Annotated in this window: 17 protein-coding genes; 6 read left to right on the top strand and 11 right to left on the bottom strand. The window is 66.3% G+C overall.

Annotated elements, in window-relative coordinates:
* Positions 1–56: 56 nt before the first annotated feature.
* Both Q8K49_RS12295 and Q8K49_RS12300 read right to left on the bottom strand, forming a co-directional pair.
* Positions 57–1,748 carry an ABC transporter ATP-binding protein gene (locus Q8K49_RS12295; protein WP_305306364.1) on the bottom strand — a complete coding sequence of 564 codons (1,692 nt, stop codon included), beginning with the start codon at positions 1,746–1,748 and terminating at the stop codon, positions 57–59.
* Entirely contained in the window at positions 1,745–2,437 is a 693-nt protein-coding gene (locus Q8K49_RS12300) for a molybdopterin-guanine dinucleotide biosynthesis protein MobB (RefSeq protein ID WP_305306365.1), read from the bottom strand. Before Q8K49_RS12300 ends, Q8K49_RS12295 begins: the two co-directional genes overlap by 4 nt.
* 33 nt (positions 2,438–2,470) lie before the next feature.
* On the opposite strand from Q8K49_RS12300, the gene Q8K49_RS12305 reads away from it, so the two are divergent.
* Complete coding sequence (locus tag Q8K49_RS12305; RefSeq protein WP_305306366.1) at positions 2,471–2,683, top strand: hypothetical protein; 213 nt, start codon at positions 2,471–2,473, stop codon at positions 2,681–2,683.
* Positions 2,684–3,506: 823 nt separating this feature from the next.
* Here Q8K49_RS12305 and rpoD read toward each other — a convergent pair.
* The gene (rpoD, locus tag Q8K49_RS12310; RefSeq protein WP_305306367.1) at positions 3,507–5,465 is read right to left on the bottom strand and encodes an RNA polymerase sigma factor RpoD; all 1,959 of its coding nucleotides are present in this window, start codon (positions 5,463–5,465) and stop codon (positions 3,507–3,509) included.
* A gap of 70 nt (positions 5,466–5,535) precedes the next feature.
* Positions 5,536–7,458, bottom strand: a complete 1,923-nt coding sequence (gene dnaG / locus Q8K49_RS12315; protein WP_305306368.1) for a DNA primase — start codon at positions 7,456–7,458, stop codon at positions 5,536–5,538.
* A gap of 190 nt (positions 7,459–7,648) precedes the next feature.
* Here dnaG and Q8K49_RS12320 point away from each other — a divergent pair, with 190 nt between their 5' ends.
* Positions 7,649–7,909: a hypothetical protein gene (locus Q8K49_RS12320; protein WP_305306369.1), complete on the top strand. Its 261-nt coding sequence runs from the start codon at positions 7,649–7,651 to the stop codon at positions 7,907–7,909.
* A gap of 28 nt (positions 7,910–7,937) precedes the next feature.
* Here the strand turns inward: Q8K49_RS12320 and Q8K49_RS12325 are convergent, their stop codons facing one another.
* From Q8K49_RS12325 to Q8K49_RS12345, 5 genes are all read right to left on the bottom strand, one after another.
* Positions 7,938–8,909 (bottom strand): hypothetical protein, encoded by a 972-nt coding sequence (locus Q8K49_RS12325; RefSeq protein ID WP_305306370.1) that lies wholly within the window; start codon positions 8,907–8,909, stop codon positions 7,938–7,940.
* A 117-nt stretch (positions 8,910–9,026) separates the two neighbouring features.
* Entirely contained in the window at positions 9,027–10,184 is a 1,158-nt protein-coding gene (gene carA / locus Q8K49_RS12330) for a glutamine-hydrolyzing carbamoyl-phosphate synthase small subunit (RefSeq protein ID WP_305306371.1), read from the bottom strand.
* 62 nt (positions 10,185–10,246) lie between these two features.
* Positions 10,247–11,554, bottom strand: a complete 1,308-nt coding sequence (locus tag Q8K49_RS12335; RefSeq protein WP_305306372.1) for an amino acid permease — start codon at positions 11,552–11,554, stop codon at positions 10,247–10,249.
* Complete coding sequence (locus tag Q8K49_RS12340; RefSeq protein WP_305306373.1) at positions 11,551–12,549, bottom strand: aromatic ring-hydroxylating dioxygenase subunit alpha; 999 nt, start codon at positions 12,547–12,549, stop codon at positions 11,551–11,553. The genes Q8K49_RS12335 and Q8K49_RS12340 overlap by 4 nt, the downstream gene beginning before the upstream one ends.
* A 42-nt stretch (positions 12,550–12,591) precedes the next feature.
* Entirely contained in the window at positions 12,592–13,410 is an 819-nt protein-coding gene (locus Q8K49_RS12345; RefSeq protein ID WP_305306374.1) for a hypothetical protein, read from the bottom strand.
* Between the two features lie 174 nt (positions 13,411–13,584).
* Between Q8K49_RS12345 and Q8K49_RS12350 the strand changes: the two genes are divergently transcribed.
* Entirely contained in the window at positions 13,585–14,289 is a 705-nt protein-coding gene (locus tag Q8K49_RS12350) for an HAD family hydrolase (RefSeq protein ID WP_305306375.1), read from the top strand.
* Here Q8K49_RS12350 and Q8K49_RS12355 read toward each other — a convergent pair.
* Positions 14,280–15,074 carry a hypothetical protein gene (locus tag Q8K49_RS12355; protein WP_305306376.1) on the bottom strand — a complete coding sequence of 265 codons (795 nt, stop codon included), beginning with the start codon at positions 15,072–15,074 and terminating at the stop codon, positions 14,280–14,282. The genes Q8K49_RS12350 and Q8K49_RS12355 overlap by 10 nt on opposite strands.
* Before the next feature lie 110 nt (positions 15,075–15,184).
* Positions 15,185–18,223 (bottom strand): TonB-dependent receptor domain-containing protein, encoded by a 3,039-nt coding sequence (locus Q8K49_RS12360; protein WP_305306377.1) that lies wholly within the window; start codon positions 18,221–18,223, stop codon positions 15,185–15,187.
* A gap of 366 nt (positions 18,224–18,589) precedes the next feature.
* Here Q8K49_RS12360 and Q8K49_RS12365 point away from each other — a divergent pair, with 366 nt between their 5' ends.
* From Q8K49_RS12365 to Q8K49_RS12375, 3 genes are read left to right on the top strand one after another with little or no spacing between them, the layout of a single operon-like run.
* Positions 18,590–18,904: a hypothetical protein gene (locus tag Q8K49_RS12365; RefSeq protein WP_305306378.1), complete on the top strand. Its 315-nt coding sequence runs from the start codon at positions 18,590–18,592 to the stop codon at positions 18,902–18,904.
* A 10-nt stretch (positions 18,905–18,914) separates the two neighbouring features.
* Positions 18,915–22,403, top strand: a complete 3,489-nt coding sequence (carB, locus tag Q8K49_RS12370; RefSeq protein ID WP_305306379.1) for a carbamoyl-phosphate synthase large subunit — start codon at positions 18,915–18,917, stop codon at positions 22,401–22,403.
* Positions 22,404–22,456: 53 nt separating this feature from the next.
* Positions 22,457–24,403, top strand: coding sequence for a hypothetical protein (locus Q8K49_RS12375; protein WP_305306380.1), 1,947 nt, complete (start codon positions 22,457–22,459; stop codon positions 24,401–24,403).
* The last annotated feature ends 219 nt before the right edge of the window (positions 24,404–24,622 follow it).

Raw genomic sequence — 24,622 nt, forward strand, 5'->3', positions numbered from 1 at the left:
CGGTAAAAGCGGGAAAGACTTCTCGTGTCCGCCTGGCTCCGGCACAGTCGTATAGTTCAAAAATTCGTCCTTTTTTGGTCGCCAGGCGCCCGGACTTGCGAAAGATCAACGACCCCGGCGGAGGGTCGGGTGGCTGTCTCGGTGAGCGCCCCATCATCCAGTCGCCACACCCGCGTTGCGACTGCGACGAGCTCAGGTCGAGACACGGCCATCAGGACTATTCCGCTGTATTGCCGAAACGTACCCGCCAGCTTTTCCACGACCAACGGGTCGAGATGACTGTCGATAGAGTCGACGATGAGGATCGGTGGCGATCCCAAAAGCGCTCGTGCCAAAAGCACCGCCTGTCGCTCGCCCTGCGACAGGTTCGAGCCATCGTCACCGATGGGGGTATCCAATCCCTTCGGAAGGCGCGCCACGAACGGCTCGAGCCCACAGCGTGAAAGCAGTCGAGCAATTTTGTCCAGGCTCGCCTTGGGGTCCCGATAGCGCAAGTTCATGACGAGCCCGCCCCTTAGCAGAGGCAGCGCCATACCTGCGAACCCGATCGTCCGGCGCAGCCTGCCGGGGCTCAGGCTCGCAAGATCGTTTCCGAGAAAACTGATCCGGCCTGCGGACGGCGGGAATAACTGACCCAAGCAACCCAATAGAGTCGATTTGCCGGCCCCCATGGCGCCTTCAATCAGTATCACGTCGCCGGGATAGGCCTGGGCAGAAACGTCTCTTAACGTGGCCGCGATGCTCAGGCCGTCAATCGATAGATGCGCGTCAGGCGACGGTCGCGACTGGCTCCGGGCGCGCCGTCGAACCGGTTGACGCAGTGCCCTCGTGATGCGGTCGCGCGAGGCGCGCGCCGGGTACCAAATCTCCATGGCGCGGCCTGCGTCGCGCATCGAGCCCGCCAACAATCCGACCAGTCCGATTGCCGCGACGACCGCGCCGGGGGTCGCCCTTCCGGATTGAATTTCGATCATGCCGACGAGGAGGGTGCTCAGAATCAGCAACGACCCCGTCAGCTGGGCAATGCCTCGCGTCACGCCGGTTACCCACGCCCGCCCAATGGCCGCGCGGTTCAATGCCTGAGTGCGAGCGAGAACCTTGTTCCGCTCGGCGTTTGACCGCCCCATGGCCTGGATGGTTGCCACACCGGTCAAGCGACCTGAGATAAAGCTGGCCAAAGCCCCGCGCCGTCGTCGCAGATCACGCACGGCATGGTCCAGGGGCCGTCCGAGAAACATGAGCGCCGCGACGCCTGCACTCATCGTCCCGGCAATGACTAGCGCGAGGACTGGACTTTTGCTGCCGATTATCGCGATCAACGCCGTCACCGTGATCGCCGCGACGCTGATGCGGGCGAGGCCATCGCTCACCCACTGCTTGATCGCGGTAAGGTCACCGACGAAGGGCAGAAGCAGAGCGCCGTGCCCGCTCGCCGCCAGACGCGTGGCCGGCACTTTCATATGGTGATCGAACAGAGCCAGTCGGACCTCCGCCGTATAATTCAGGCCCAGACCTTCTCCCAATCGTCGCTGGAGAACTTCCAGCAGAAAGCCCAGAACAGCGGCTATCGCGAACCCGGCCGCCCATTGATATGTACCGCTGGTGACAGCCGTGGTCGCCACGATCAATCGGTTGAACAGGTGCTGAACACACCACGCCGCAGCAGAAGCGGAAATCACTTGCGCGAGAGCTGCCGCAAACAGCGCGGCGAAGAGCCTGCTGCGCTCGCCGTTCCACAGAGAAATCATCCGGCTGTCAATGCGGCGGCCTCGGGAAGGCTAAAGCACAGTTTGGCTGCCAGCACAGGGTCCATCAGACTCGCGATTCCCAACACCGGCAAACCGGTGGCATCCTCTGTTTCTCGAATCCCCAACGGAGACGTGGTTACGACGCCCGATACAGCCATGATGGGAAGATCGCGCTCTCGAAGCCAGCGGACACCAGCGCCTGCGCCCATCGCGTCCCCAGCGGCAAACACGATCCCATTCAGTCGCGACTTGAACCGGGGGGATGACAGCAGCTGCGCCGTTTCTTTTTGCAGCACCCCGTCTGCGATTTCGATGATGATAACATCAACAAGGTCGCTTGAAAGCGTGTTGATAATCGAGAGTGCAACATGCTCTACTTCAAGAGGCTCCAGATTAGCTGTTGTCGCATAGCCCATATCTGTAAAGTCCAGGACTTTTTCGGCCCCCGCGTCCACGAGGGACCATAAATCTCCCCCCGAACCGGTGCCGGTAACCTTGGCGGCGCTGACGCGAAGGCCTGCTCGTGACAGGCCGTGAACAAGCGACGACGCCGTCGTTGTCTTTCCGGAATTCATCGACGTGCCTGCTATCGCAATCACCACCGGCGTATGCCTCGGCCGTTGTTCAACGGGGATCGCGAAGCGCCGCAGGTTTATGATGCGGCCCTCGGCGTCGGCGAACAGGCCCACGGGGACGATACGGGTCGGTTTGGAGGTACGATCGTGCCAGCTGACAACACGCCCGGCTATACCGCCTCCGGCGGCCAGATCGCATGGACCAAGGTCGTCCGGCACCACTGCTTCAAACTGATCCGGGGCATACCTCGCGCCGTATGCAACGATGATTTCGTCGTCAGGGTAGAGCCGGCAACGCCTGCCCTCGATAGACTCAAGTCGCGCGTGAAGACCAACCGCTTCGACCTTCGCAAGGAGTAGATCGCCCGCTTGGGGAACGCATCTGGTTACGATTTGAGTCGCGAGGCCCAAATCCACCCTGCGAGTTGTGAATGCTCGCTTGGCTGCGACGACCCGCGCCGATTTGAGCTCGCTCAAACACCCCGTATTACGGCGACCGCGCGTCGGCACAGGCCCGAGGTCGAGCACTCCGGAGGAAACAGCCTGCGCAAGCATTTTCCTGGACTCGTCAAGCATGCCATCTTCCAAGTCGCGCGACCGGCCGGAGCGCCAAGCCGATCTAGGCTTTGGATAAGCGCTTAGCATTAAAGATTGTTCTACTCATGGCTCACCGCGCTCACAGCGGCCTTCCTCACCGCTCACCCCCAACCCCCGGCCCCACCGCCGGCAGTCCCGCCTTCGCCCGGATCTGCTGCCGGAACACCCGGTAGTACATCGCCCGCACCTCATCGAGCGGCAGGGGCCGGCCGTCGTCGTGCCAGTGGACGGCGACAGACAGCCGGCGACCTCTGTTTGATCTCTCGTCGTTCTGTCATGCCCCGCATCATGGCGGGTTCCTGCGTCAGAATCGGTCGTAAGGGTTGGCGAACCTGATCAGTCCGGTCGTTCCGATTGGTCAATTTGACGGCCGGGAACAGGCGGCGAGGCGTCAGGGGGCCTCCCTTCCCCCTCGACGGGGAAGGGTCGGGGATGGGGGTGGAGGCAGGGTGTCGAAGGGCGGGCGCGAGAGGCGCGGACGCCGCCCCTCGGCGATTCCCTCGGCCGGACCGGAGCGAGCACCCCCACCCAACCCTCCCCCGTCGAGGGGGAGGGCTTTCTGATCCGTGGTCCCTGATCCCTCGCCTCAGCTGTCCAGGAAAGACCGCAGCTTCCGGCTCCGGCTCGGGTGTTTCAGCTTCCTCAAAGCCTTGGCCTCGATCTGGCGGATGCGTTCGCGGGTGACCGAGAACTGCTGGCCGACCTCTTCCAGCGTGTGATCCGTGTTCATGCCGATGCCGAAACGCATGCGCAGGACCCGCTCCTCGCGCGGGGTCAGGGACGCCAGCACGCGGGTGGTGGTCTCGCGCAGATTGGACTGGATGGCCGCGTCGATGGGCAGGATGGCGTTCTTGTCCTCGATGAAGTCGCCCAGATGGCTGTCCTCCTCGTCGCCGATGGGCGTTTCGAGGCTGATCGGCTCCTTGGCGATCTTCAGGACCTTGCGGACCTTCTCCAGCGGCATGGCCAGTTTTTCGGCCAGTTCTTCCGGGGTCGGCTCGCGGCCGATCTCGTGCAGCATCTGGCGGCTGGTGCGGACGATCTTGTTGATCGTCTCGATCATATGCACCGGGATGCGGATCGTGCGGGCCTGGTCGGCGATCGAGCGGGTGATCGCCTGACGGATCCACCAGGTCGCATAGGTGCTGAATTTGTAGCCGCGGCGGTACTCGAACTTGTCGACCGCCTTCATCAGGCCGATGTTGCCTTCCTGAATGAGATCAAGGAACTGCAGGCCGCGGTTGGTGTATTTCTTGGCGATGGAGATGACCAGGCGCAGATTGGCCTCGACCATCTCCTTCTTGGCCTGACGGGCCTCGCGCTCACCCTTCTGCACCGTCTGGACGATGCGGCGATAGTCGTCGATCGGCAGGCCGGCCTCGGTGGCCACGGCGGCGACGTCGCCGCGGATCTGGGCGATCTGGGCCTGTTCATTGTCGCTGAATTTGGTCCAGCGGACGCCCATTTCCTTGACCCGGTCGGCCCAGGTCGGGTCCAGCTCGGCGCCGAAGTATGACTTGAGGAATTCCGGGCGCGAGATGCCGTAGCTGTCGGCGAGGCGCAGCAGCCGGCCTTCCAGACCCATAAGACGTTTGTTGATGGCGTACAGCTGCTCGACCAGCGCCTCGATGCGGTGGTTGTTCAGCTTCATCGTCTTCAGCCGGCCCGAGATGCCCGCCGTCAGCGTGTCATAGGCTTTCTGGTCCTTGGTCGAGAGCTGTTCGCCCTTCAGCCGGCTCTCGACCAGCTTGTCCTGCAGCTTGCGGAACGAGCCGAAGTCGCCGGCGACCCCGTCCAGCACTTCCATGACGCCGTCGCGCAGCTCCGCTTCCAGCGCCGAGATCGACATCCCGCCGCCGTCGTCGAAATCCTCGTCCTCTTCATCGTCCGTTTCCGGCTTGGGCTCCGCGCCCTCTTCCGGCTCCTCGGCCGGGGCCGGGATCGCGCCCGCGGGCGGCTGGTTGTGCGGCAGGGACGACGGGTTCAGCACCCCATAGGTGGCGTCCAGATCGATGACCTCGCGCAGCAGGATGCGATTGTTGGCCAGTTCGTCGCGCCAGACCATGATGGCCTCGAAGGTCAGGGCGCTCTCGCACAGGCCCGAGATCATGGCGTCGCGGCCGGCCTCGATGCGCTTGGCGATGGCGATCTCGCCTTCGCGGCTCAGCAGCTCGACCGAACCCATCTCGCGCAGGTACATCCGCACGGGGTCATCGGTGCGGTCATAGGCGGCCTTGGCGGGGGTCTCGGAGACGCTGGTCTCCGCGCGTTCGACGACCTCGCCGCCCTCCTTCTCGGTGGTCTCGGCGGCGTCTTCCTCAGCCTCGACGACGTTGACGCCCATCTCGGACAGCATCGCCAGCGTGTCCTCGATCGCGTCGGGGGTCACCTCTTCGGACGGCAGGACCTTGTTCAGATCCTCCATCGTCACATAGCCCCGCGCTTTCGCCTGCTTGATAAATTTCTTTACCCCGGCGTCGGTGAGGTCGAGCAGCGGACCGTCGCTCTGGGCTTCGGTTTCCTGCGTCTCGGTCTGGGCGCTCATACAGTCTCTTCTCCGGGTGGGCGGCTGATCAGGCCGTCCACAGAAATACAACGTGTGGCAGGTTCGTTGGTTACGAACCCGCGCTGCCTTCCCAGATTTCTCCGGTTTTGATCGCGCGACGCAAAGCATCCCGCTCGGCTTTCAGCCTGCGGAACGCCTCATCCTGGCCCGGCATGCCTGCCGCCGAGCTCAGTGCATCCTCCAGCGCCGCCACGCGGGTGAGCGCGTCGAACGCCTGCGACCATCGGGCCCTTGCCTCGGCGAGGGGCGCATTTGCGGCCAGGAAAGGCGCGCCGGACTTTGCCGCCGCCTTCTCGACCTCGCGCACTAAAGCATCATGACCCGATTGCGCCAGATGGCGACGCAACGCCGCCGAGTCAAGGTCTTGTCCAGAGAACCGCAGGCGGACCATCTCCTGGGCGAGACCGTCGAGGGACGGGTCCCCGAATCCGTGGGCCGAAATCGCCTCAAGGTGGTCATCCATCCGTTCCGGATCGTCGATGGCGCCATGAGCCAGTGCAGCGGCCACTGGCTCGATGGAACGGCTCAGCGAATGCATCGCCTGGGCGCCCTCCGCGGTCTGACCCAGCTTGGGCGGGGGGCCCGGACGCCAGCGCCCGCCTGCGCTGGCTTGTGGATTGCCGATCATCCCCCGAGGGCGGGCCGGGAACAGGGCGTCAAAGCGGTCGAACAGTTCGCGACGATACTGCTCCGCCAGATCCTTGTCCTGAATGGCCGAGGCGGCCTGCCGCAGGCGGCCCTTCAGGCCGGCGCGGCGTTCGGGCGAGTCCAGCGGTTCGACCTCCGCCTCCTTGCCGAACAGGACCTCGGCGAAAGGGCGGGTCGCGGCCATGGCCTGGCGCAGCGCCGGCGCCCCCTTGTCGCGCAGAATGTCGTCAGGGTCCCGCCCGCCTTCCAGCAGGGCGAAGCGGAAGGACCGGCCCGACTTCAGCTGCGGCAGGGCCCGGTCGATGGCGCGATACGCGGCCCGACGGCCCGCAGCGTCGCCGTCGAAGCACAGCACGGGCTCGTGCGAGACGCGCCACAGCCGCTCCATCTGCTCCTCGGTCAGGGCGGTGCCCATGGGCGCGACGGCGGGGATGCCGGCGCGGTGGCATGCGATCACGTCCATGTATCCCTCGACCACCACGATGGCCTGATCGCTCTTCGACTCGGCTCCCAGGATGCGCCGCGCCTCGGGCAGGCCGTACAGGGTCGCGCCCTTGTGGAAGAGCGGGCTCTCCGGGCCGTTCAGATATTTGGCGCGGTCGTCCGGATTCATGGCCCGGCCGCCGAAGCTGACGATCCGCCCGCGCGCGTCGAGGATGGGGAACATCAGCCGGTCGCGGAACCGGTCATAGGGTTGCCCGCCGCCCCCCGGATTCTCGGGATTTGGCGCGATCAGCATGCCCGCCTCGACCAGATCGCCGGGCCGGGCTCCGCGCTGGACCAGGGCGTTCTTCAGTCCCTCGCGGTCGTTGGGCGCATAGCCGAGGCCGAACCGTTCCCACTGGTCCTCCGGCAGTCCCCGCTTTTCCAGATACTCCCGCGCCGCCTTTCCGGGCGAACGACGAAGATTGGCGGCGAACCATTTCTGGGCCAGGTCCAACCAGTCCGTCAGCCCCTGCTTCTTCGCCTCACGCTCGGCCGCCTGCGGATCTTCGGCTGGCAAGGCCATGCCCGCCTCCCCCGCCAGCCGCTGGACGGCCTCGACGAAGGACAGCCGCTCGGTCTCCTGAAGGAAGGAGATGACGTCGCCGTGCTTGCCCGACGAGAAGTCGTGGAAGAAGCCCTTGTCATCATTGACGAAGAAGGATGGCGACTTTTCCTTGGTGAAGGGCGACAGGCCGACGAATTCGCGGCCCTGACGCTTGAGCTTCACCGTCCGTCCGATGATGTCGGACGGCCGAAGGCGGGCCTTCAGTTCTTCAAGGAAACGATCGTCGAAGCGCACCTGCACCTTATAGCGCGCCACACACCGGATTGGGCGCATTTACCTTTCGTTAACCAGAAAGGCCAAAGCGCGGCCATAACCGCCTGAATATGCACACAGTTTTCTTGCCTATCGGGAACTATCCACAAACCTGTGGATTAACCAGGTCCGCCCGGGGAAAAGGGCGTGGTCAGACGAAGCCGTGGCGAAGACCGCGTCTTGTTCGAGAGTGAAAGACAGATTGATGTTCATGACCATCGCCCGCCAGGCGGTGGAGCCTCAAGGCCCCGACACCGTCGCCGTCCCCGGTTCCCCTCCGATCCCTGAACTCTCGCCCCGCGCCCTGCACGCGCGCCTGCTCGAGAATGCGGCCCTGCGGCGGATGCGCGGCGCCGAGCGCCTGCGGAACAACCGGCTGGAAGACGCCGACTACTGGCTGCACGCCGCGCCGGTGGCTGTGAAAAAGGCCTGCGCCCTGCGTGAGACCAAGAGCTTCGCACCGCTGCCTTGACCCGGTGGGTTCGCTCCTGAATCAGGCTCTAGCGCAGTTCGGGCAGACGTCGAAGCATGGAATTGCGCAGTTTTTTGGCGCGGTCGTCGAAGGTGGTGGGACGCACACGTTCCCGTCGTTCCAGCCCGGCGCCCCAAAGCCCATGAACCGCATCCATCAGATGGGGATGCCGATCGTATTGGTGGACGATGGCGCTGGCGCTGCCGTCGGGGTTCAGGATCACGCCCTCGCTGACAGTCAATGTGTCGGAAGGAGTCAGGCCGACCGTAGCCACGCGACCGTAGTTCGCCCGCACCTCGTGCTCGACCAGGCCAAGGTGCGCAGCCAGATTGCAGGCTGCTTGGTCCGCTCCAAACGCGCCGCCAATGTGAGAGCGAGGGATGGCCGCCAGCATCAGGATGGTGCGGCAAAATCGCGAAACTCCTGCGCGCGACCCCATGACCGTGCCGACGCACAGGCAGGGCCGATGCGCCATTGTCGCCGCCAGATCGTCGCCGACCAGGGCCCGCAGGTGTTTGCGGTTGAAGGCGTGGTCACCCAGCCGCCCGCCTTCGAACTCGACGAACAATTCCAGGACGCCCGGGGCCGGGTCAAACGGACTGGACTGGAACACGACATCGCGAACATCGGTGATCAGCACCGACCCCGGACCGGGGCGTTGAGCCAGTATTCGATCAAAAGCCGCGAACCGCGTCATCACCGGATGTGGCGACCAGGCGGGCGACGAGGTCGCCGGAACGGCTTTGATGTCATGGGCCTCGAGAAAGCTGGTCAAGGCAGACGCTTCATCGACCACAAGAGCCGCGCCCCCCTGATAGACGGCGCGCAACGAGCGCACGAAAGGCGCGATATCGGCGACGCCATAACCCGTCGCCGCCCCCAGCACGAGATCTCCGGCCACGGCAACGGCGGACGACGTCTGGTCTTCGGGCGCCGCGGCGGGGGCGATCATGGATGACAGCCAGCCAAGATAGGCCGAGGGCACGCCACGCTTTTTCACGTTCACTCCAGTTCTGCCGACGGAAAAGCCGAAAGCTGCAAGCTCAGTCAAGTCCGGGCGCTTGGTCCATTCAGGCGAGGTCAGATCCGCCCGCCCGGCGGACGTCCCCGAACACATTCAACTCTTCATCGAATCCGCGAACCGCTGGAACAGATACAGACTGTCCGTCGGCCCCGGCGAGGCCTCGGGGTGGTGCTGAACGCTGAACACCGGACGGTCCTTCAGCGCGATGCCGCAGTTGGTGCCGTCGAACAGGCTGACATGGGTTTCGCTGACCGCGTCGGGCAGGCTGTCGCGATCGACGGTGAAGCCGTGGTTCATCGACACGATCTCGACCTTGCCGGTGGTCAGGTCCTTGACCGGATGGTTGGCCCCGTGGTGGCCCTGGTCCATCTTGACGGTCTTCGCGCCGAGAGCGAGAGCCAGCATCTGGTGGCCCAGGCAGATGCCGAACAGGGGCGTGCCGCTGTCGACCAGTTTGCGGATTTCCGGCACCGCATAGACCCCGGTCGCCGCCGGGTCGCCCGGTCCGTTCGATAGCACGACGCCGTCCGGCTTGCGCGCCAGAACGGCCTCGGCCGTCGTATCGGCCGGGACCACGGTGATCCTGGCGCCGGTCGAGGCCAGCGCCCGCAGGATGTTGCGCTTCACCCCATAGTCGATGACGACCACGGACTTGTCGGCCGCATCCACGCGGGGATGGCCCTCCGGCCAGTCCCACAGTCCCTCGTCCCAGTCGAACGACTGCAGGGTCGAGGCGTCCTTCGCCAGATCCAGCCCGACCAGACCGGTCCAGGCCCGGGCTTCGGCGATCAGGGCCTCGAGGTCGAACCCGCCGTCGGGATCGTGCGCGATCACGGCATGAGGCGCGCCCATATCGCGGATTCGGGCCGTCAGCGACCGCGTGTCCACCCCGGCCAGACCGACCACGCCGCGCCGCTTCATCCAGCCCTCGAGATCGCTGTCGCTGCGCCAGTTGGCCGGGTCGGTCGGGGCGTCGCGGAAGATGGCGCCCCGCGCCGAGGTGTCGGAGCCGCCGCCGATCTGTTCGACGTCCTCGCCATTGGTCCCCGTGTTGCCGACATGGGGAAAGGTGAAGGCCAGGATCTGGCTCATGTAGGACGGGTCGGTCAGGATTTCCTGATACCCTGTCATGGCGGTGTTGAAGACCACCTCGCCGAGGGCCGAGCCGGTCGCGCCGCAGCCGATGCCCTGCAGGATGGTTCCGTCCGCGAGCGCGAGCACGCCGGTGACGCCGGGGAGGAGTTGAGTCATGGCGCGCTCTCTATCACCGATTCCCGGCACCCCGCACCAAACAAGAATGGGCGGCGGCGTTGCTAAAGAGGCGTCGGCTCCGCGTCAACCGGTCCCCGCGACCGGCGCATGAAGGCGAACCAGACCCCCGTAGTCACTACAAAGAAGATCGCCGTCGGCAGGATGTAACCCGGCGCCGCGGCCGCCACGGCGGCGGTGGTGAACAGCAGGCCCAGCGCCGCGACGAACCGCGCCCGCGTCCAGCGCGCCAGTCGGAACAGCGAGGCCGAACACAGGCCATAGACCACCAGGCTCAGCACCGAGGTGACGCCGACCAGCATGCCGAACTGACCACCCAGGGTCGGCTGGCCGGAGATCACCGCGACCACGCTCATGATCGCGCCGCCCAGCAGGGGATTGGCGATGGGCGTGTGCTCCCCGGCTCCGAAGCCGGACGGCAGATAGCCGTGGCGGGCCGCAGCGCGCGCCGTCTCGCCGCCCAGCATGACCCAGCCGCCCAGGGTGCCGACCGCCTTGATCACGGCGCAGGCCGCGACCGCCGCGCCGATCGAGGCCCCGAACACCCGCGCCGTCAGATCGGCATAGGGGCTGGATGATTCGGCCAGAACCCCGGCCGGAATCACCCCGAACACCGCCATGCTGGCGGCGACATAGACGACGGAGGCCAGCAGGACGCCGGCGATGGAGGCGCGACCGACGTCGCGAGCGGGGTTCCGAACGCGGGCCGACAGCACCGCCGCGCTTTCGACTCCCAGAAAGGCCCAGAAAATCACCGCCAACGAGGCCGGCACACTGGCGGCAAGGCTGTTTCCGGACGGACTCCAGGAGGCGGCGAAGGTCTCGCCGCTGAAGGCCGAGACGCCGGCGGCCACGGCGATGACTATGGGGACCAGGCCGATGGCCAGGGCCAGGGCCGCAAACCGCGACGCCGTCCGCGCCCCGAGGATATAGGCCCCGGTCGTCAGCCAGATCAGGCCCAGATTGCAGAAGGTGGCGGCGACCGGCTCCTTCAGTACGGGGAAGAAGAAGCCGAGGTAGCCCGTGGCCGCGACCGCAATGGCGACATTGCCGACGAGGCAGGCGGTCCAGAAGGCCAGTGCTGTCTGAAAGCCGAAGAACCGCCCCAGCCCACGCTCTGCGAAGCCTGACAGGCCATCCGCGTCCGGCTGCAACCGGCCCAGGGCCGCAAACACCAGGGCCAGGGTCACGGCTCCCAGACCGGCGACGCCCCAGCCGACCACGCTGGAGGATCCGACTGGCGCCAGGGTGGCGGGCAGCAGATAGACGCCCGAACCGATCATGTTGCCCGCCACGACGAGGGCCGCGAGACCCCAGCCCAGCTTGTGCCGGTCTTCGATGACCTCGGTCATGGGTGAACCTCCGCGATCCGCGACTGGAACCAGGCCAGGGCGATCTCATGGTTGGGACTGAGCACGCCGCGATCATAGGCGCCCGCCGACAGGTTGCGCTGCACCGCCTCGCAGATGGCGGCGTCCTCGGCGGTCAGCCGATCCGAGGCGGACAGTGTCTCGCCCAGCGCCGCCTCGCCGCCGTCGTTCAGGAACAGATAGTCCAGCCGCGTCCGCCCGGGTCCGACCGGCGTCATCCGCTCGATCATGGCCCCGTCGCGATAGACGTTGATCCCCAGGTTGGGCCACAGCCAGCCCCAGACCCCCGCCTGCGGCCCATCATTGACCCCGACCGCCTCCTGCAGGACCAGATCGCCCTCGACCCGCACCCGGTATTCGGCCGCGCCAAGCTCGTCAGCCAGCACGGGGTGGACCGAGCCTATATGGTAGCCCTCGAGATAGTTCTCGGCATAGGTCTTCCAGTCACAGGCCAGATCGTGGGAGCGGCGCAGCGCAGGCGCGGGGATGGTCAGCCCTCGTCCGGCCAGCAAGGCCTCCAGCGGCGCGACATGATCGGCCAGGGGCTTGGCGTCCGCATCCATCGTGGCGAAAACCAGCCCGCGCCAGGTCTCCAACCGCAGGGCCAGCAGTCCAAACTCCCGCGGATCGAAGCCCTCGGCCGCACCGAAGCCGGTCGCCGCCCTCAGCCGCCCGTCCAGCGCATAACGCCAGCCGTGATAGGCGCAGACCAGTTCGCCCTCGCAATGCCCGCTCGCGCCCATGACCAGTGGTCCGGCCCGATGGCGGCAGACGTTGTGAAAGGCGCGCAAGGCCCCATCCTTGCCGCGCACGGCCAGGAGCCGGTGACCAGCCACATCAGTGGCAATCCAGTCGCCGGGCGCCGGGGCCTCCGCCTCATGGCCGAGGAACAGCCAGGCGCGACCGAATACGGCCGATCGCTCGCGCGCCCAAGCGTCGGGACAGCCGTAAAGATGAGCGGGAAGCGTGGCCTGCATGGCGTAGATCAAGGCCCCGCCTCGCGCGCGTCGTCAACCGTCTCAAACCGTGATCACATCCATGCCGGCGAACACCGCATGGGTTGCGCCGGCGGCCTGGGCAGCCAGACCGCGATCGGGGCGCAGGTTGAGCAGCATGACCTGCGGGCAGGCCTCTCGCGCCGCGCCGATCAACGCAACGGCGTCCTGCCAGTCCAGCGAGCTCGTGTGGGAGACGCCCGCAAAGTCGAGGGCCAGGCATTGCGCCCGGACTTCGGCCAGCCGCCGGACCACGCTCGCATCAGGCGCGATATGCAGGATGACGCCCAAAGCCGCAGTTTCAAAATGAGCGAGGGCTTCGCCGACAGCCTCGGACGGCGCCTGCTCCAGCCCGCCCATGACCTCGACCAACAAGGCGCCGGGCGCGGCCGCCCGGTGCTGAAGCTCGGTGCACAGCAAGGCGAACCGCCCGCCACTGGACGCGACGGTGCGCCAGAAGGCCGGCAGGACGGCGCTGTCGTCGGATCCAAGGTGCAGGAGATCAAGGCCGTGGGTCAGCGTCTGCAAATCGATCCGCTTCAGGTCCATCGGTTCCAGCGTGCGACGTCCCAGCGCGGCCAGCGCCGTCTCGCCGCCCCGGTGGCGCACCGTGCGGCGGATACGGCGGCTGACCGGAACCGAGCGGCTCAGATCGAAAACCGGCTGGGCGGCCAGCGTGACGATCAGCTCGCGGCGGGCGCGGGTGACGAGGGTGAAGGTCAGGCTCTCATAGGGCGCGGCGTAGGACCGGCGCTCGCCAAGCGGCGCGCGCGGCGAACCCTGCGCGTCATCGGCGTCCATGGAGCCCTGGGCCAGATGGGCTTCGCCCCCGATACGACTCATGACCGTTACCTCGAGCCGGTCCGAACAAGCCCCCGATCAGGTTCGCGCTCCAAGGGGCGAACACTTCGCTGACGAACATGGTCAAAAGCCGTTGACCATGGCCTGCCCGATCCGGCGCACCTGCCCGCTGACTGACGGCTTGCGTCATCCGGTCCGGATGGGCCAAGACGCGGCATGAGCATCACCACGGTCGGCCTCGATGCCGACGACACCCTCTGGCACAATGAGACCATCTTCCGGCTGACCCACGACCGGTTCGTGGCCCTGCTGGCCGACCATGCCGACCGCGCCACCCTGGAGCGCCTGCTGGCCGAGACCGAAAAGCGGAACCTGCGGCTCTACGGCTACGGGGTGAAGGGATTCACCCTGTCGATGATCGAGACCGCGATGGAACTCACCGGCGGCGAGGCCCCGGCCTCGGTGGTGCGCGAGATCCTCGCCGCCGGCCGCGAGATGCTGGCCCATCCCGTCGAGACCCTGCCCGGCGTCGACGAGGCCCTGACCGCCCTGTCGGAGCGGTATCGCCTCGTCCTGATCACCAAGGGCGATCTGCTGGATCAGGAACGCAAGCTGGCCGCCTCCGGCCTCGGCGACCTGTTCTCGGCGATCGAGATCGTCTCGGAAAAGGATCGCGGAACCTATGACCGCATCTTCGCCCGCCACGGCACGGGCGCGGACGAGGCTGTTATGGCCGGCAACTCCATGAAGTCAGACGTCCTGCCCGCCCTCGAGGCCGGAGCCTTCGCCGTCCACATCCCCTACGCCATCACCTGGGCTCACGAACTGGCCGACGCCCCCGAAGACCACGCCCGCTTCGGCGCGCTGGACAGCATCGCTGCATTACCGGGATGGATTGCGGCGCGGGCCGGTCAGGCGTAGCCGAGCAAGGCGCGCAGGCCGGGCGCATGGAACTCCACCAGGCGGCGCTGCGCCTCCGGCAGGGAAGCCGGGAATTCCAGTCCTTCGGGCAGCTTCAGATTCTCCCGCGCGGTTCGGCTCTGTCGGCGGTCAGCTCCGACTGTGACGCGTTCGCGCCAGTCCGCGGGCCGTTCGATGCCGGCGGCGGCCAGCAGGGCGGCGAAGAAGGCCTCACTCTCCAGCGCGTCGATGTCGTTTACCGCGCGCACGGCGTCCTCGTAGCGGACCAGATGGACGCCCGTCCCCACCCAGGCAGCGGCGTTGTGGGTGAAGATGTCGATCAGGGCCGGCGACTTCTGGTGGATGCCGAAAATCATCATGTTCAGGATTGCTTCGGCCGAATACAGACCGACCGTCTTCAGGTGGGCGATGTTCTCCTGTTCGAACTCCTCGGACACGAAAAAGCGCGCCCGGGCCAGGACCCAGTCATGGGGGTCCCGGACAAGCAGGATGTGGCGCGCATGGCGCACATTGGCCAGCGACTGGTCACTGAACAGCAGATGGCCGCACGACAGCATCGGCGCGCGCGGATTGAAGGCATCCAGATGCAGATGCATGTTGGGAATCTGTACGAAGTCCCGGTCGTGATGCTGCGCCACCGGCACGAACATCCGCAGGATGTTGCGCAACAGATGGGTTCCGCCCTTGGGCACGCTGTTGACCAGGACCGGCTGGGTCAGCGGCGCCTGGTCGAAACGCGCCACCTGGTCGTTCAGCGTGTCCTTCAGGCCCTTGATGGTCGCCATGCGGCCTCCCCTGTGCGAACGACCCCGGCCGTCTCACCCGATACTGTAGCTGAAAACGACGAAGGGGCGGCGGATCGCTCCACCGCCCCCGCCGATCGGGAAGTCAGATCCTAGAACGACCTGCTCACGCGGACGAAGCCGCGGCGGCCGTAGTAGGCCTCCTGATACTGCGACGACAGGATCGAGTTGCCCTGGGTGCCGATGGCAGTCGAAGATGCTGCCGGAGGCAGTTCGTCGAACAGGTTGGCGACACCGCCTGAGAGCGTCCAGCCACCGCCCCAGCCGCCGCCCTCCGATTTGTAGGAGAGCGACACGCTGTGGAAACCGGTGAACTCGGCGTCCGCCTTGATCTGGGTTGTCCGGCCGTCGATGACCTGGAACAGCGATTGACCGTTGCGAATGCGATCGGGCCGGTTGTCCTGGTTGCCGATCCAGTCGAAGCCCCAGAACGCCGTCCAGGGACCGCGGTCGATGCTGGCGTTGATGTTGCCGACCAGTTCCGGACGACCGACGTCGCCCAGGAAGTCAGTGCCGAAGTTTGCGAACGTCGCCTCGTTCGTTTCCAGCGTCCAGGTCGTCTGCGAGTCGAGCGTCAGGATGCCCCAGTCGAAGTCGTGGAACCATCTCGCCGTGAAGTCCAAACCACGGTTATTCTGCTGGGCGATGTTCAGATAGCTATCGCGCACCTGATCAATCGACTTGGTCGTACTATTGCGGTCGAACTGGGCGCAAATCGGATCCGAGGGGAAGTTTTCTGACAGATAACAGGCCTGCAGGATACCGGCGGAGCCCAGAACGTCGACCTGGTCGTTGATCTCGATGTCGAAATAGTCGATCGCGAGGCTGATGTTGCTGTCCGGCGGCGTCAGGACCACACCGATGACAGTCGCCTTCGACGTTTCGGGCACCAGAACGCCCAGGCCGCCGCCGGTAGTGACAGTGGCGCTGACCAAGCCACCCGTGAAATTGCCCGAAACGCCGCCGCCCGGCCCCGCCGGATTGCGGCAGTTGACATAGAGCGGATCGGTGGTGCTAAGGCTGCCGTCCGCGACCCGTTGATCCAGGTTCAAGCAGGGATCGATGTTACGCTGTCCGACGAAACTGGTCTGGTCGGCCAGATACAGTTCGAACAAGGCGGGAGCGCGGAACGAGGTGCCGTGCGTGGCGCGAACCCGGATCGCGTCGCTGATGGCCCAGTTGAGGCCGACCTTGTAGGTCGAGGCGTCGCCCGAGGTCTTGGTATTGGTGTAACGGCCCGACAGGGACAGATCGAGGCGCTGGATGTAGGGCAGGTCGGCCAGCAACGGCACGGCCAGTTCGGCGTATACCTCGTTCGTCTCTTCCTCACCTTGGGTGATGCCAGCGCCCGACAGGCCCCAGCTGTTGTTGGCCAGGGTGACCGCGCCGGGGGTGTCGATGATTTCGTCGCGCCGCACATGGAAGCCGACCGCCACGCCCAGCGGACCGGCGGGCAGTTCGAACAGTTGCCCGGCAAGAGAGCCTTCCAGATAGGTCTGCTCATAGATGGTGTTGCCCGTCTCGGTGTCGAACAGGAAATCGCGTTCCGCCTGGGTCAGGTTTCCACGCAGGAACTCAGGACGGGTGAAGTCCACATCGATGCAAGGACGGCCGCTGACCGGCAGGTTGGTGCCGACACAGGAGCTCGTCTTGAAGCTGGTCGAATCGACCGCGTCTTGCAGGATGACGTCGGAGGTGTATTCACCGTCCGAGCGGCTGTACTGGCCGAAGACGTCCCATTTCCAACCATCCAGCAAGCCGCCGCCGCCGATGTCGCCGCGCAGGCCCAGCACCAGACGGGCGTAGTCGACAGTCTGTTCCTGGTCGAAGTGGTCGGTGACCGGCGTGGCGCTGAGGATGTTCAGACCGCTGAAGCCGGTGAGCGGATCGCCGCCCGCGCCCGGACCATAGTAGAAGTCCAGGAAATCGTTGGTGTAGGTGTAGTTCCAGAACTGACGATAGCTGTCGGTGCGGCTCTCGCGGCGGTTCAGCAGAAGTTCGGCATAGACCTCGACCCCGCCGCCCAGTTCATAGGCGCCCTCGCCGAACACGGTATAGCGCGTCGTCTCGGGGATGATCGATTCCTCGAGCGCGAAGTCGGACCGGTTATTGGTCACGGCCCGCGAGGGGATGTCATAGTTGACGAGATAGAAGCCCGCGGGCGCGGTCGGATATCGGGCGCTGATCACCGGATTGGTGGGGCGCGTCGGAATGTAGGCGCCCAGATTGCCGTCATAGTCGAACTGGAATCGGCCGGGGCGGCCCGAGAAATCCGGCCCATAGACATAGACCTGACCAAAGGCGAGGTCCGTGCACTGAGGCTGGCCCGTGCGGGGATCGATGCGGTCGGCGCGATTGCGGGTGCCGGGTTCGAACACATACTGATTGCGGCAGACCAGATAATCGCGGTCGCCGGCGGCGAGCTTGTCCTGACGGTAGTAGTCGCCCGAGAAATTGAGATAGCCGCGATCGAAGGTTCTGCCGAAGGTCCCGGAGACGTTGTACTGCTCGCCGCCTTGCTCGAACGGCAGGCTCGCGAAAGCCGACATCTCACCGCCGTCGCGGCCGCGCTCGCTGATCAGGTTCACCACGCCAGCCACGGCGTCCGAACCATAAATGGACGAAGCGCCGTCCTTGAGCACATCGACGCGGTTGATGGCCGATTGGGGAATGACGTTCAGGTCAAAGGCCGAGACGCCGCCGCGGGTGCCGGCCGGACCGGCGCGACGGCCGTTCAGCAGCACCAGGGTGCGGTTGGCGCCGAGGCCACGCAGCGAGATCGTCGCCGCGCCGGGACCGCCGTCGGTGACGAAGGCGCTGGAGATGGTGGAGTTCACCTGGGGCGAGCCCGCCGCCAGGGTCGAGCTTTGCAGCAGTTGGGCGGTGTCGCTGAGGCCGCGCTGTTCGGCGCGTTCGGTCGTCAGCACCTGCAGCGGCGAGGGGCTGGTGAACTCGTTTTGCGGAATCCGCGAACCCGTGACGATGACGTCGCCGAGTTCGACGGCTTCCTCATCCTCGTCCTGCGGGGTCGGCTCGGCCTCTTGGGCGAAGGCTGGCGCAGCCATGAGAAGGACGGCGAACAGACCACCGGCAAGAGCGGACGAGTCACGCAGACGAGTGCGGATGGACATCAAGGTTACCCCAACGGTTTAGCTAGCAGGAGACGATCCCTAGTCTATGTGGGGGCGGAACTGCAACCTTATGGACGCAATTTTGCCACTGCCGTGCCGTCTCCGGCACGCATTGCGGCAAGCAGTTGTTCGAGCCCTGCGGCTTCTTGTTACATATCAGCGTTCGCTTTTTATGTGAGAGTGTTCGGTAGCCTGGACGCGCAACGGGGTCGTCGCGTGTCCGGGACGGCGAATCCGGGCGGCGGCGCATTATCACCTTGTCCGCCGGGGCCGGCGTCTTTAGACGGGCCGCTTAACTGACAACCCGACCGGCCCGCGCGGCGTTACAGCCGTTCGCGGCGCCGCGCGCGCAAGGAGCCCGCCCCTGTGTCCGACGATGAGGTCCCGCACGACGAGCGCGACGCCATGATCCGGGCGACCCTGGCGGAGCATGGGGACAGCGGAATCACGCCGCGGCACACCCTGTTCTACTTCTACGGCGGAGGGGACCACGAGGACCTCAATGAGGTGTCGCGGCGGGCCGGGTTCCTGACCCGCGGGCAGGACGACTGCACCATCCTTGAGACGACCATGGCCGTGGACGAGGCCTCCTTCTCACCGGTCTCGGCCATGATGCAATCCTGGGCCGCGGCCTTCCAGCTGGACTACGACGGCTGGGAATGCGCGGTCGTGGTGAACTGAGTAAAGACCCATGCCCAAACGCACAGACATCCAGTCCATTCTGATCATCGGCGCCGGGCCGATCGTGATCGGACAGGCGTGCGAGTTCGACTATTCCGGCGTTCAGGCATGCAAGGCGCTGAAGGCCGAAGGATACAGGGTCATCCTGGTCAATTCCAATCCGGCCACGATCATGACCGACCCGGAGGTGGCTGACGCCACCTATATCGAGCCGATCACGCCGGAGTTCGTCGAGCGGATCATCGCCAGGGAGCGGCCCGACGCCCTGCTGCCGACCATGGGTGGCCAGACCGCGCTGAACACAGCCCTGGCGCTGGACGCGTCGGGTGCGCTGAAGAAGTACGGCGTCGAGATGATCGGGGCCAGGGCCGAGGTTATCGACAAGGCCGAGGACCGCCAGAAATTCCGCGACGCCATGGACAAGCTGGGTCTGGAATCGCCCCGCTCCAAGGCCGTTCATCGCATCGACGAAGCCGACGACGCGCTGGCCTTCGTCGGCCTGCCAGCCATCGTGCGGCCCAGCTTCACCCTCGCCGGCACCGGCGGCGGCATCGCCTATAATGTCGAGGAATACTACGAGATCGTCGAGCGTGGCCTCGACCTGTCGCCGACCACCGAGGTGCTGGTCGAGGAGAGTGTCCTGGGCTGGAAGGAGTATGAGATGGAGGTGGTCCGCGACAAGGCGGACAACTGCATCATCATCTGCTCCATCGAGAACATCGACCCGATGGGGGTGCATACCGGCGACTCCATCACCGTCGCCCCCGCCCTGACGCTGACCGACAAGGAGTACCAGCGCATGCGCACGGGCTCGATCAACGTCCTGCGCGAGATCGGCGTCGAGACCGGCGGATCGAACGTGCAGTGGGCGATCAACCCGGCGGACGGCCGCATGGTCGTGATCGAGATGAACCCGCGCGTGTCGCGGTCCTCGGCGCTGGCCTCCAAGGCCACGGGCTTCCCGATCGCCAAGGTCGCGGCGCGTCTGGCCGTCGGGTACACGCTGGACGAACTGACCAACGACATCACCATGGTCACGCCCGCCTCGTTCGAGCCGAGCATCGACTATGTCGTCACCAAGATCCCGCGCTTCGCCTTCGAGAAATATCCCGGGGCCGAGGCGACCCTGTCGACCTCGATGAAGTCGGTCGGCGAGGTCATGGCCATCGGCCGGACGTTCCAGGAGTCGATGCAGAAGGCCCTGCGCGGCCTCGAAACCGGCCTGACCGGCTTCAACGAGATCGAGATCGACGGCGTCGTCGACGTCGATGACGAGGCCTCGGCGCGCGCCGCTGTGGTGCGGGCGTTGGGGATGCCGACGCCGGACCGGATTCTGGTGATCGCACAGGCGTTCCGGCACGGGTTGTCGGTGGAGGAGGTGAATGCAGCCTGTTCCTATGAGCCCTGGTTCCTGCGCCAGATCGCCGACATTGTGCGGGAAGAAGGGCACCTGCGCGTGAAGGGACTGCCCGGCGCCGAACTCATCAAAGCCCTCCCCCTCGACGGGGGAGGGTTGGGTGGGGGTGGCGCCGCGTCGCATGGCAATGTGGAGCGTAAGGCGTCGTCCACAGCGCCGCCCGCGCCGTCTGCTTCTGGCATCGTGCCTGCACCCCATCCCCAACCCTTCCCCGTCGAGGGGAAGGGAGTCGCTGAGGCAGCCACGGAGTTCAGGCGGTTGAAGTCCAAGGGCTTCTCCGACGCGCGCCTCGCCGAGCTCACCGGCACGACCGAAGCCCATGTCCGCAAGGCCCGCCGGTCCCTCAACGTTCGTCCCGTCTTCAAGCGCATCGACACCTGCGCCGCCGAGTTCGCCTCGGCCACGGCCTATATGTATTCGACCTATGAGACCGGCGCCCTCGGCCAGGTCCCGCAGTGCGAGTCCAATCCGACGGACCGCAAGAAGGCCATCATCCTGGGCGGCGGACCGAACCGGATCGGGCAAGGCATCGAGTTCGATTACTGCTGCTGTCACGCGGCCTTCGCCTTCGCCGACATCGGTGTCGAAAGCATCATGGTCAACTGCAACCCCGAGACCGTCTCGACCGACTACGACACCTCCGACCGCCTGTATTTCGAGCCGCTGACGGCCGAGGACGTGCTGGAGCTGATCGACGTCGAGCGTTCGAACGGAAACCTGATCGGCGTCGTCGTCCAGTTCGGCGGCCAGACGCCGCTGAAGCTGGCCCATGCGCTGCACGAGGACGGGGTGCCGATCCTGGGCACGTCGCTGGACTCCATCGACCTGGCCGAGGACCGCGAGCGGTTCCAGGTCATGCTGCACGACATCGGCCTGATGCAGCCGCCCAACGGCCTCGCCCGCTCGGCCGAGGAGGCCGCGCAGAAGGCGGACGAGGTCGGCTATCCGGTCGTGCTGCGCCCCTCATACGTGCTGGGCGGGCGTGGCATGGTCATCGTCCACGACCGCGAACAGCTGGACCGCTATGTCGGCGAGGCCATGCGGGTGTCGGGCGACGATCCGGTGCTGATCGACCACTATCTGAACCGCGCCACCGAGGTCGACGTCGACGCCCTGTGCGACGACGAGACGGTCTTCGTGGCGGGCGTGCTGGAGCATATCGAGGAAGCCGGGGTCCACTCGGGCGACAGCGCCTGTTCCATGCCGCCCTTCTCCCTGTCTGCGGAAATTGTTGCCGAGCTGAAGCGCCAGACCGAGGCCATGGCGCGGGCGCTGAAGGTGCGCGGCCTGATGAACGTCCAGTTCGCCATCGAGGAGCCGCACAGCGCCGAGCCGCGCATCTTCGTGCTGGAAGTGAACCCGCGCGCCAGCCGCACCGTGCCCTTCGTGGCCAAGACCATCGGCCAGCCCGTCGCCGCGATCGCCGCCAAGGTCATGGCCGGGGCGCCGCTGAAATCCTTCGGCCTCAAGGACAAGCCGTACGACCATATCGCGGTCAAGGAGGCGGTGTTCCCGTTCGCCCGCTTCGCCGGGGTCGACACCATCCTGGGCCCCGAGATGCGCTCGACCGGCGAGGTCATGGGGCTGGACTGGAAGCGCGAGGGCGAGGCCGACATGGCTCCCGCCTTCGCCCGCGCCTTCGCCAAGTCCCAGATCGGCGGCGGCACCACCCTGCCCATCACGGGCTGCGCCTTCGTCAGCGTCAAGGACGGCGACAAGCCCTTCATCGTCGAGGCGGTGAAGACCCTGATCGCCGAAGGCTTCTCCATCCTCGCCACAGGGGGGACGCACACCTATCTGACCGAACAGGGTCTGGCCGTCGGCCACGTCAAGAAGGTGCTGGAGGGCCGTCCCAACATCGTCGACGCGATGAAGAACGGCGAGGTTCAGCTGGTCTTCAACACCACCGAGGGCAAACAGGCGCTGCTCGACAGCTTCTCCCTGCGCCGCACGGCCCTGATGATGAAAATCCCCTATTACACGACGACCGCAGGCGCCTTGGCGGCCGCGCAGGCGATCGGCGCGATCAAGGCCGGTGAACTGGATGTGCGGCCGATCCAGGACTACGCCGTCAAGGTTTGACCTCCCGCCGGGATTGAGCGACCGTCGTTCGATCTCGGGGAGCCGTGTGGACCATGAGTGACGAAACCGCCGCGCGACCGCGCCGTCGCCGCCAGGCCGCGCCTGCGCCCACCACGCCCGACCCCATCGAGATCGCGATGGAGGCCGAGGCGCGCGACCTGTCGCCGGACAGCCCCGCGCGACAGGTGCTGGTCGAGCATCGCCATCTGATCCGCGCCCAGATCGCCCAGGCGCGTCGCCAGGCGGTGCGCGAACTGGCGATCATGGCGTTCGTCGGCATGATCGTGCTTTCCGCCGGTCTGGTCGTCTGGAACGCCAGCCGGGCCAACGGCCTGGTGATCCAGCCGTTTACGGTGCCCCCCGCCCTGACCGAACGCGGCCTTGACGGAACGGCCGTCGCCTCGCTGTTGCAGGACGAGCTGACCCGGCTGGACGCCGCTACCGAGTCGGGCCGGGCCCCGGCCAGTTTCCGCAACGACTGGAGCGACAACATCGCCGTCGGCGTCGAGGCCGGCGGCGTCTCGCTGGACGACGCCTGGCGCTTTCTGGTGCGCCGTCTGGGTCGCGAGACCTACATGACCGGCGGCGTCAGCGAGGGGCCGGACGGCCTGACCCTGGTGGTGCGGACGGGGGCCGACCCCATCCCCCCTGTGACCGGCCCGGCCGAGGACTTGACCGGATTGCTGAGTCGGGCCGCCGAGAGCGTCTATGAGCAGACCCAGCCCTATCGCTACGCCGTCTATCTGGGCGGCTTGATCGCTCGACTGCCGGACGGGCCGGAACGCGTAGTCCGGCGCGCGCAACAGACGGCGCTTCTGATGGACTTGTCGACCGGCATGTCGAATGAGGACCGCGCCTGGGCCTACAACGGCCTGGGTCTACAGCCGTGGACGACGGCGCAGGAGAACATCCCTTTCATCGAAGCCGGGCTCGAACTCGATCCCGAGCATCCCTACATGCAGGGTAATCTGGCGAGCCGCCGGGAGAGCTTGGGCCACGCCGAGATCGGTTGGACCATCCGGCAGCGATGGGCCGAAAACATCGATCGCAACCTGGGCGACCTGAACCCCGCCGTTCGCCGACGAACCCCATTCAACGTCAAGGCCAATGCGCTCGCCGCTTCTGGGGCCTATCTCGACTCGGCCAAGGCCAGCGAAAGGGCTCAAGCCCTCGCGCCCACGAGATCGGAACACCGCGCCGATGGGATCAGCCGAGCCAGTCGATTGATCCTGGCTCACGACGGCGCAACGGGATTGCGCCTCCTGCGCCGCCTCGGACTTTCGGACGACGTCGGCGTCCTTTTGGACGTGGGAACCGTCAACAGAAACCTCGTCGCCCTGTCCTTCGCGACCTTGGCCTCCGACCTGGAACGCTGGCCCGAGGCCGTGACCCGTCTCCAGGCGCTCGACGCCGCCGCGCCTGAACTGTTCGCACCGCGCGACGCCGGCTGGCGGTCGACCCTGATCTGGCCGATGCTGGCCCATGCCCGCGCCCGTTCGGGCGACCTGGTCGGGGCCCGGGCGTTGATCGCCGCCACGCCGCTGGACTGCTACCTCTGCGTCCGCGAGCGCGCCCGGATCGCGGAGATCGCCGGCGACCGCCGCTCCGCCGACCGCTGGTTCGCCGAGGCCATCCGTCAGGCTCCGTCCCTGCCCTTCGCCTACGCCGAACGCGGCCAGGCCCTGCTGGCGCGAGGCGACGGGGCCGGAGCTATCGCCCTGTTCCGGCAGGCCCATGAGAAGGGCCCACGCTGGGCCGACCCCCTGAAGTTCTGGGGCGACGCCCTGGCCGCTCAGGGCGACCATAGAGGGGCCGTCCGCAAATACCGCGCCGCCGCTGCTTTCGCGCCGCGCTGGGGAGCCCTTCATCTGGCGTGGGGCAAGGCGCTGGCGGCTCAAGGGCGGGCAGACGCCGCGCGGGAAAAATACCGCGAGGCGGCCCGCCTGGACCTGTCAGACTCGGACCGCGCCGAAGTCGTGCACCTGCGGGCGGTGCGATGAGTGGGGGTCAGGCACGCGCCATGTTGTCATCCCGTGTATTGGCGCGGCCCGATGCGGCAAGCTGAGGGCGGGCGGCCGTAGGCCGAGCCGGGCGACGGCCCCGATTGCCCCTGCCGTGCCCGACCCTCGCTCCGGGTAAGCCAAGGCTTCCCGGAACCGCGAGAGATGTGCGCCTGCCGTCCCGGCTCTCCGCTTCGCTTCGGCCGGGATGACTATAGG

This window comes from Brevundimonas sp., from assembly GCF_030682035.1.
GTDB lineage: Bacteria > Pseudomonadota > Alphaproteobacteria > Caulobacterales > Caulobacteraceae > Brevundimonas.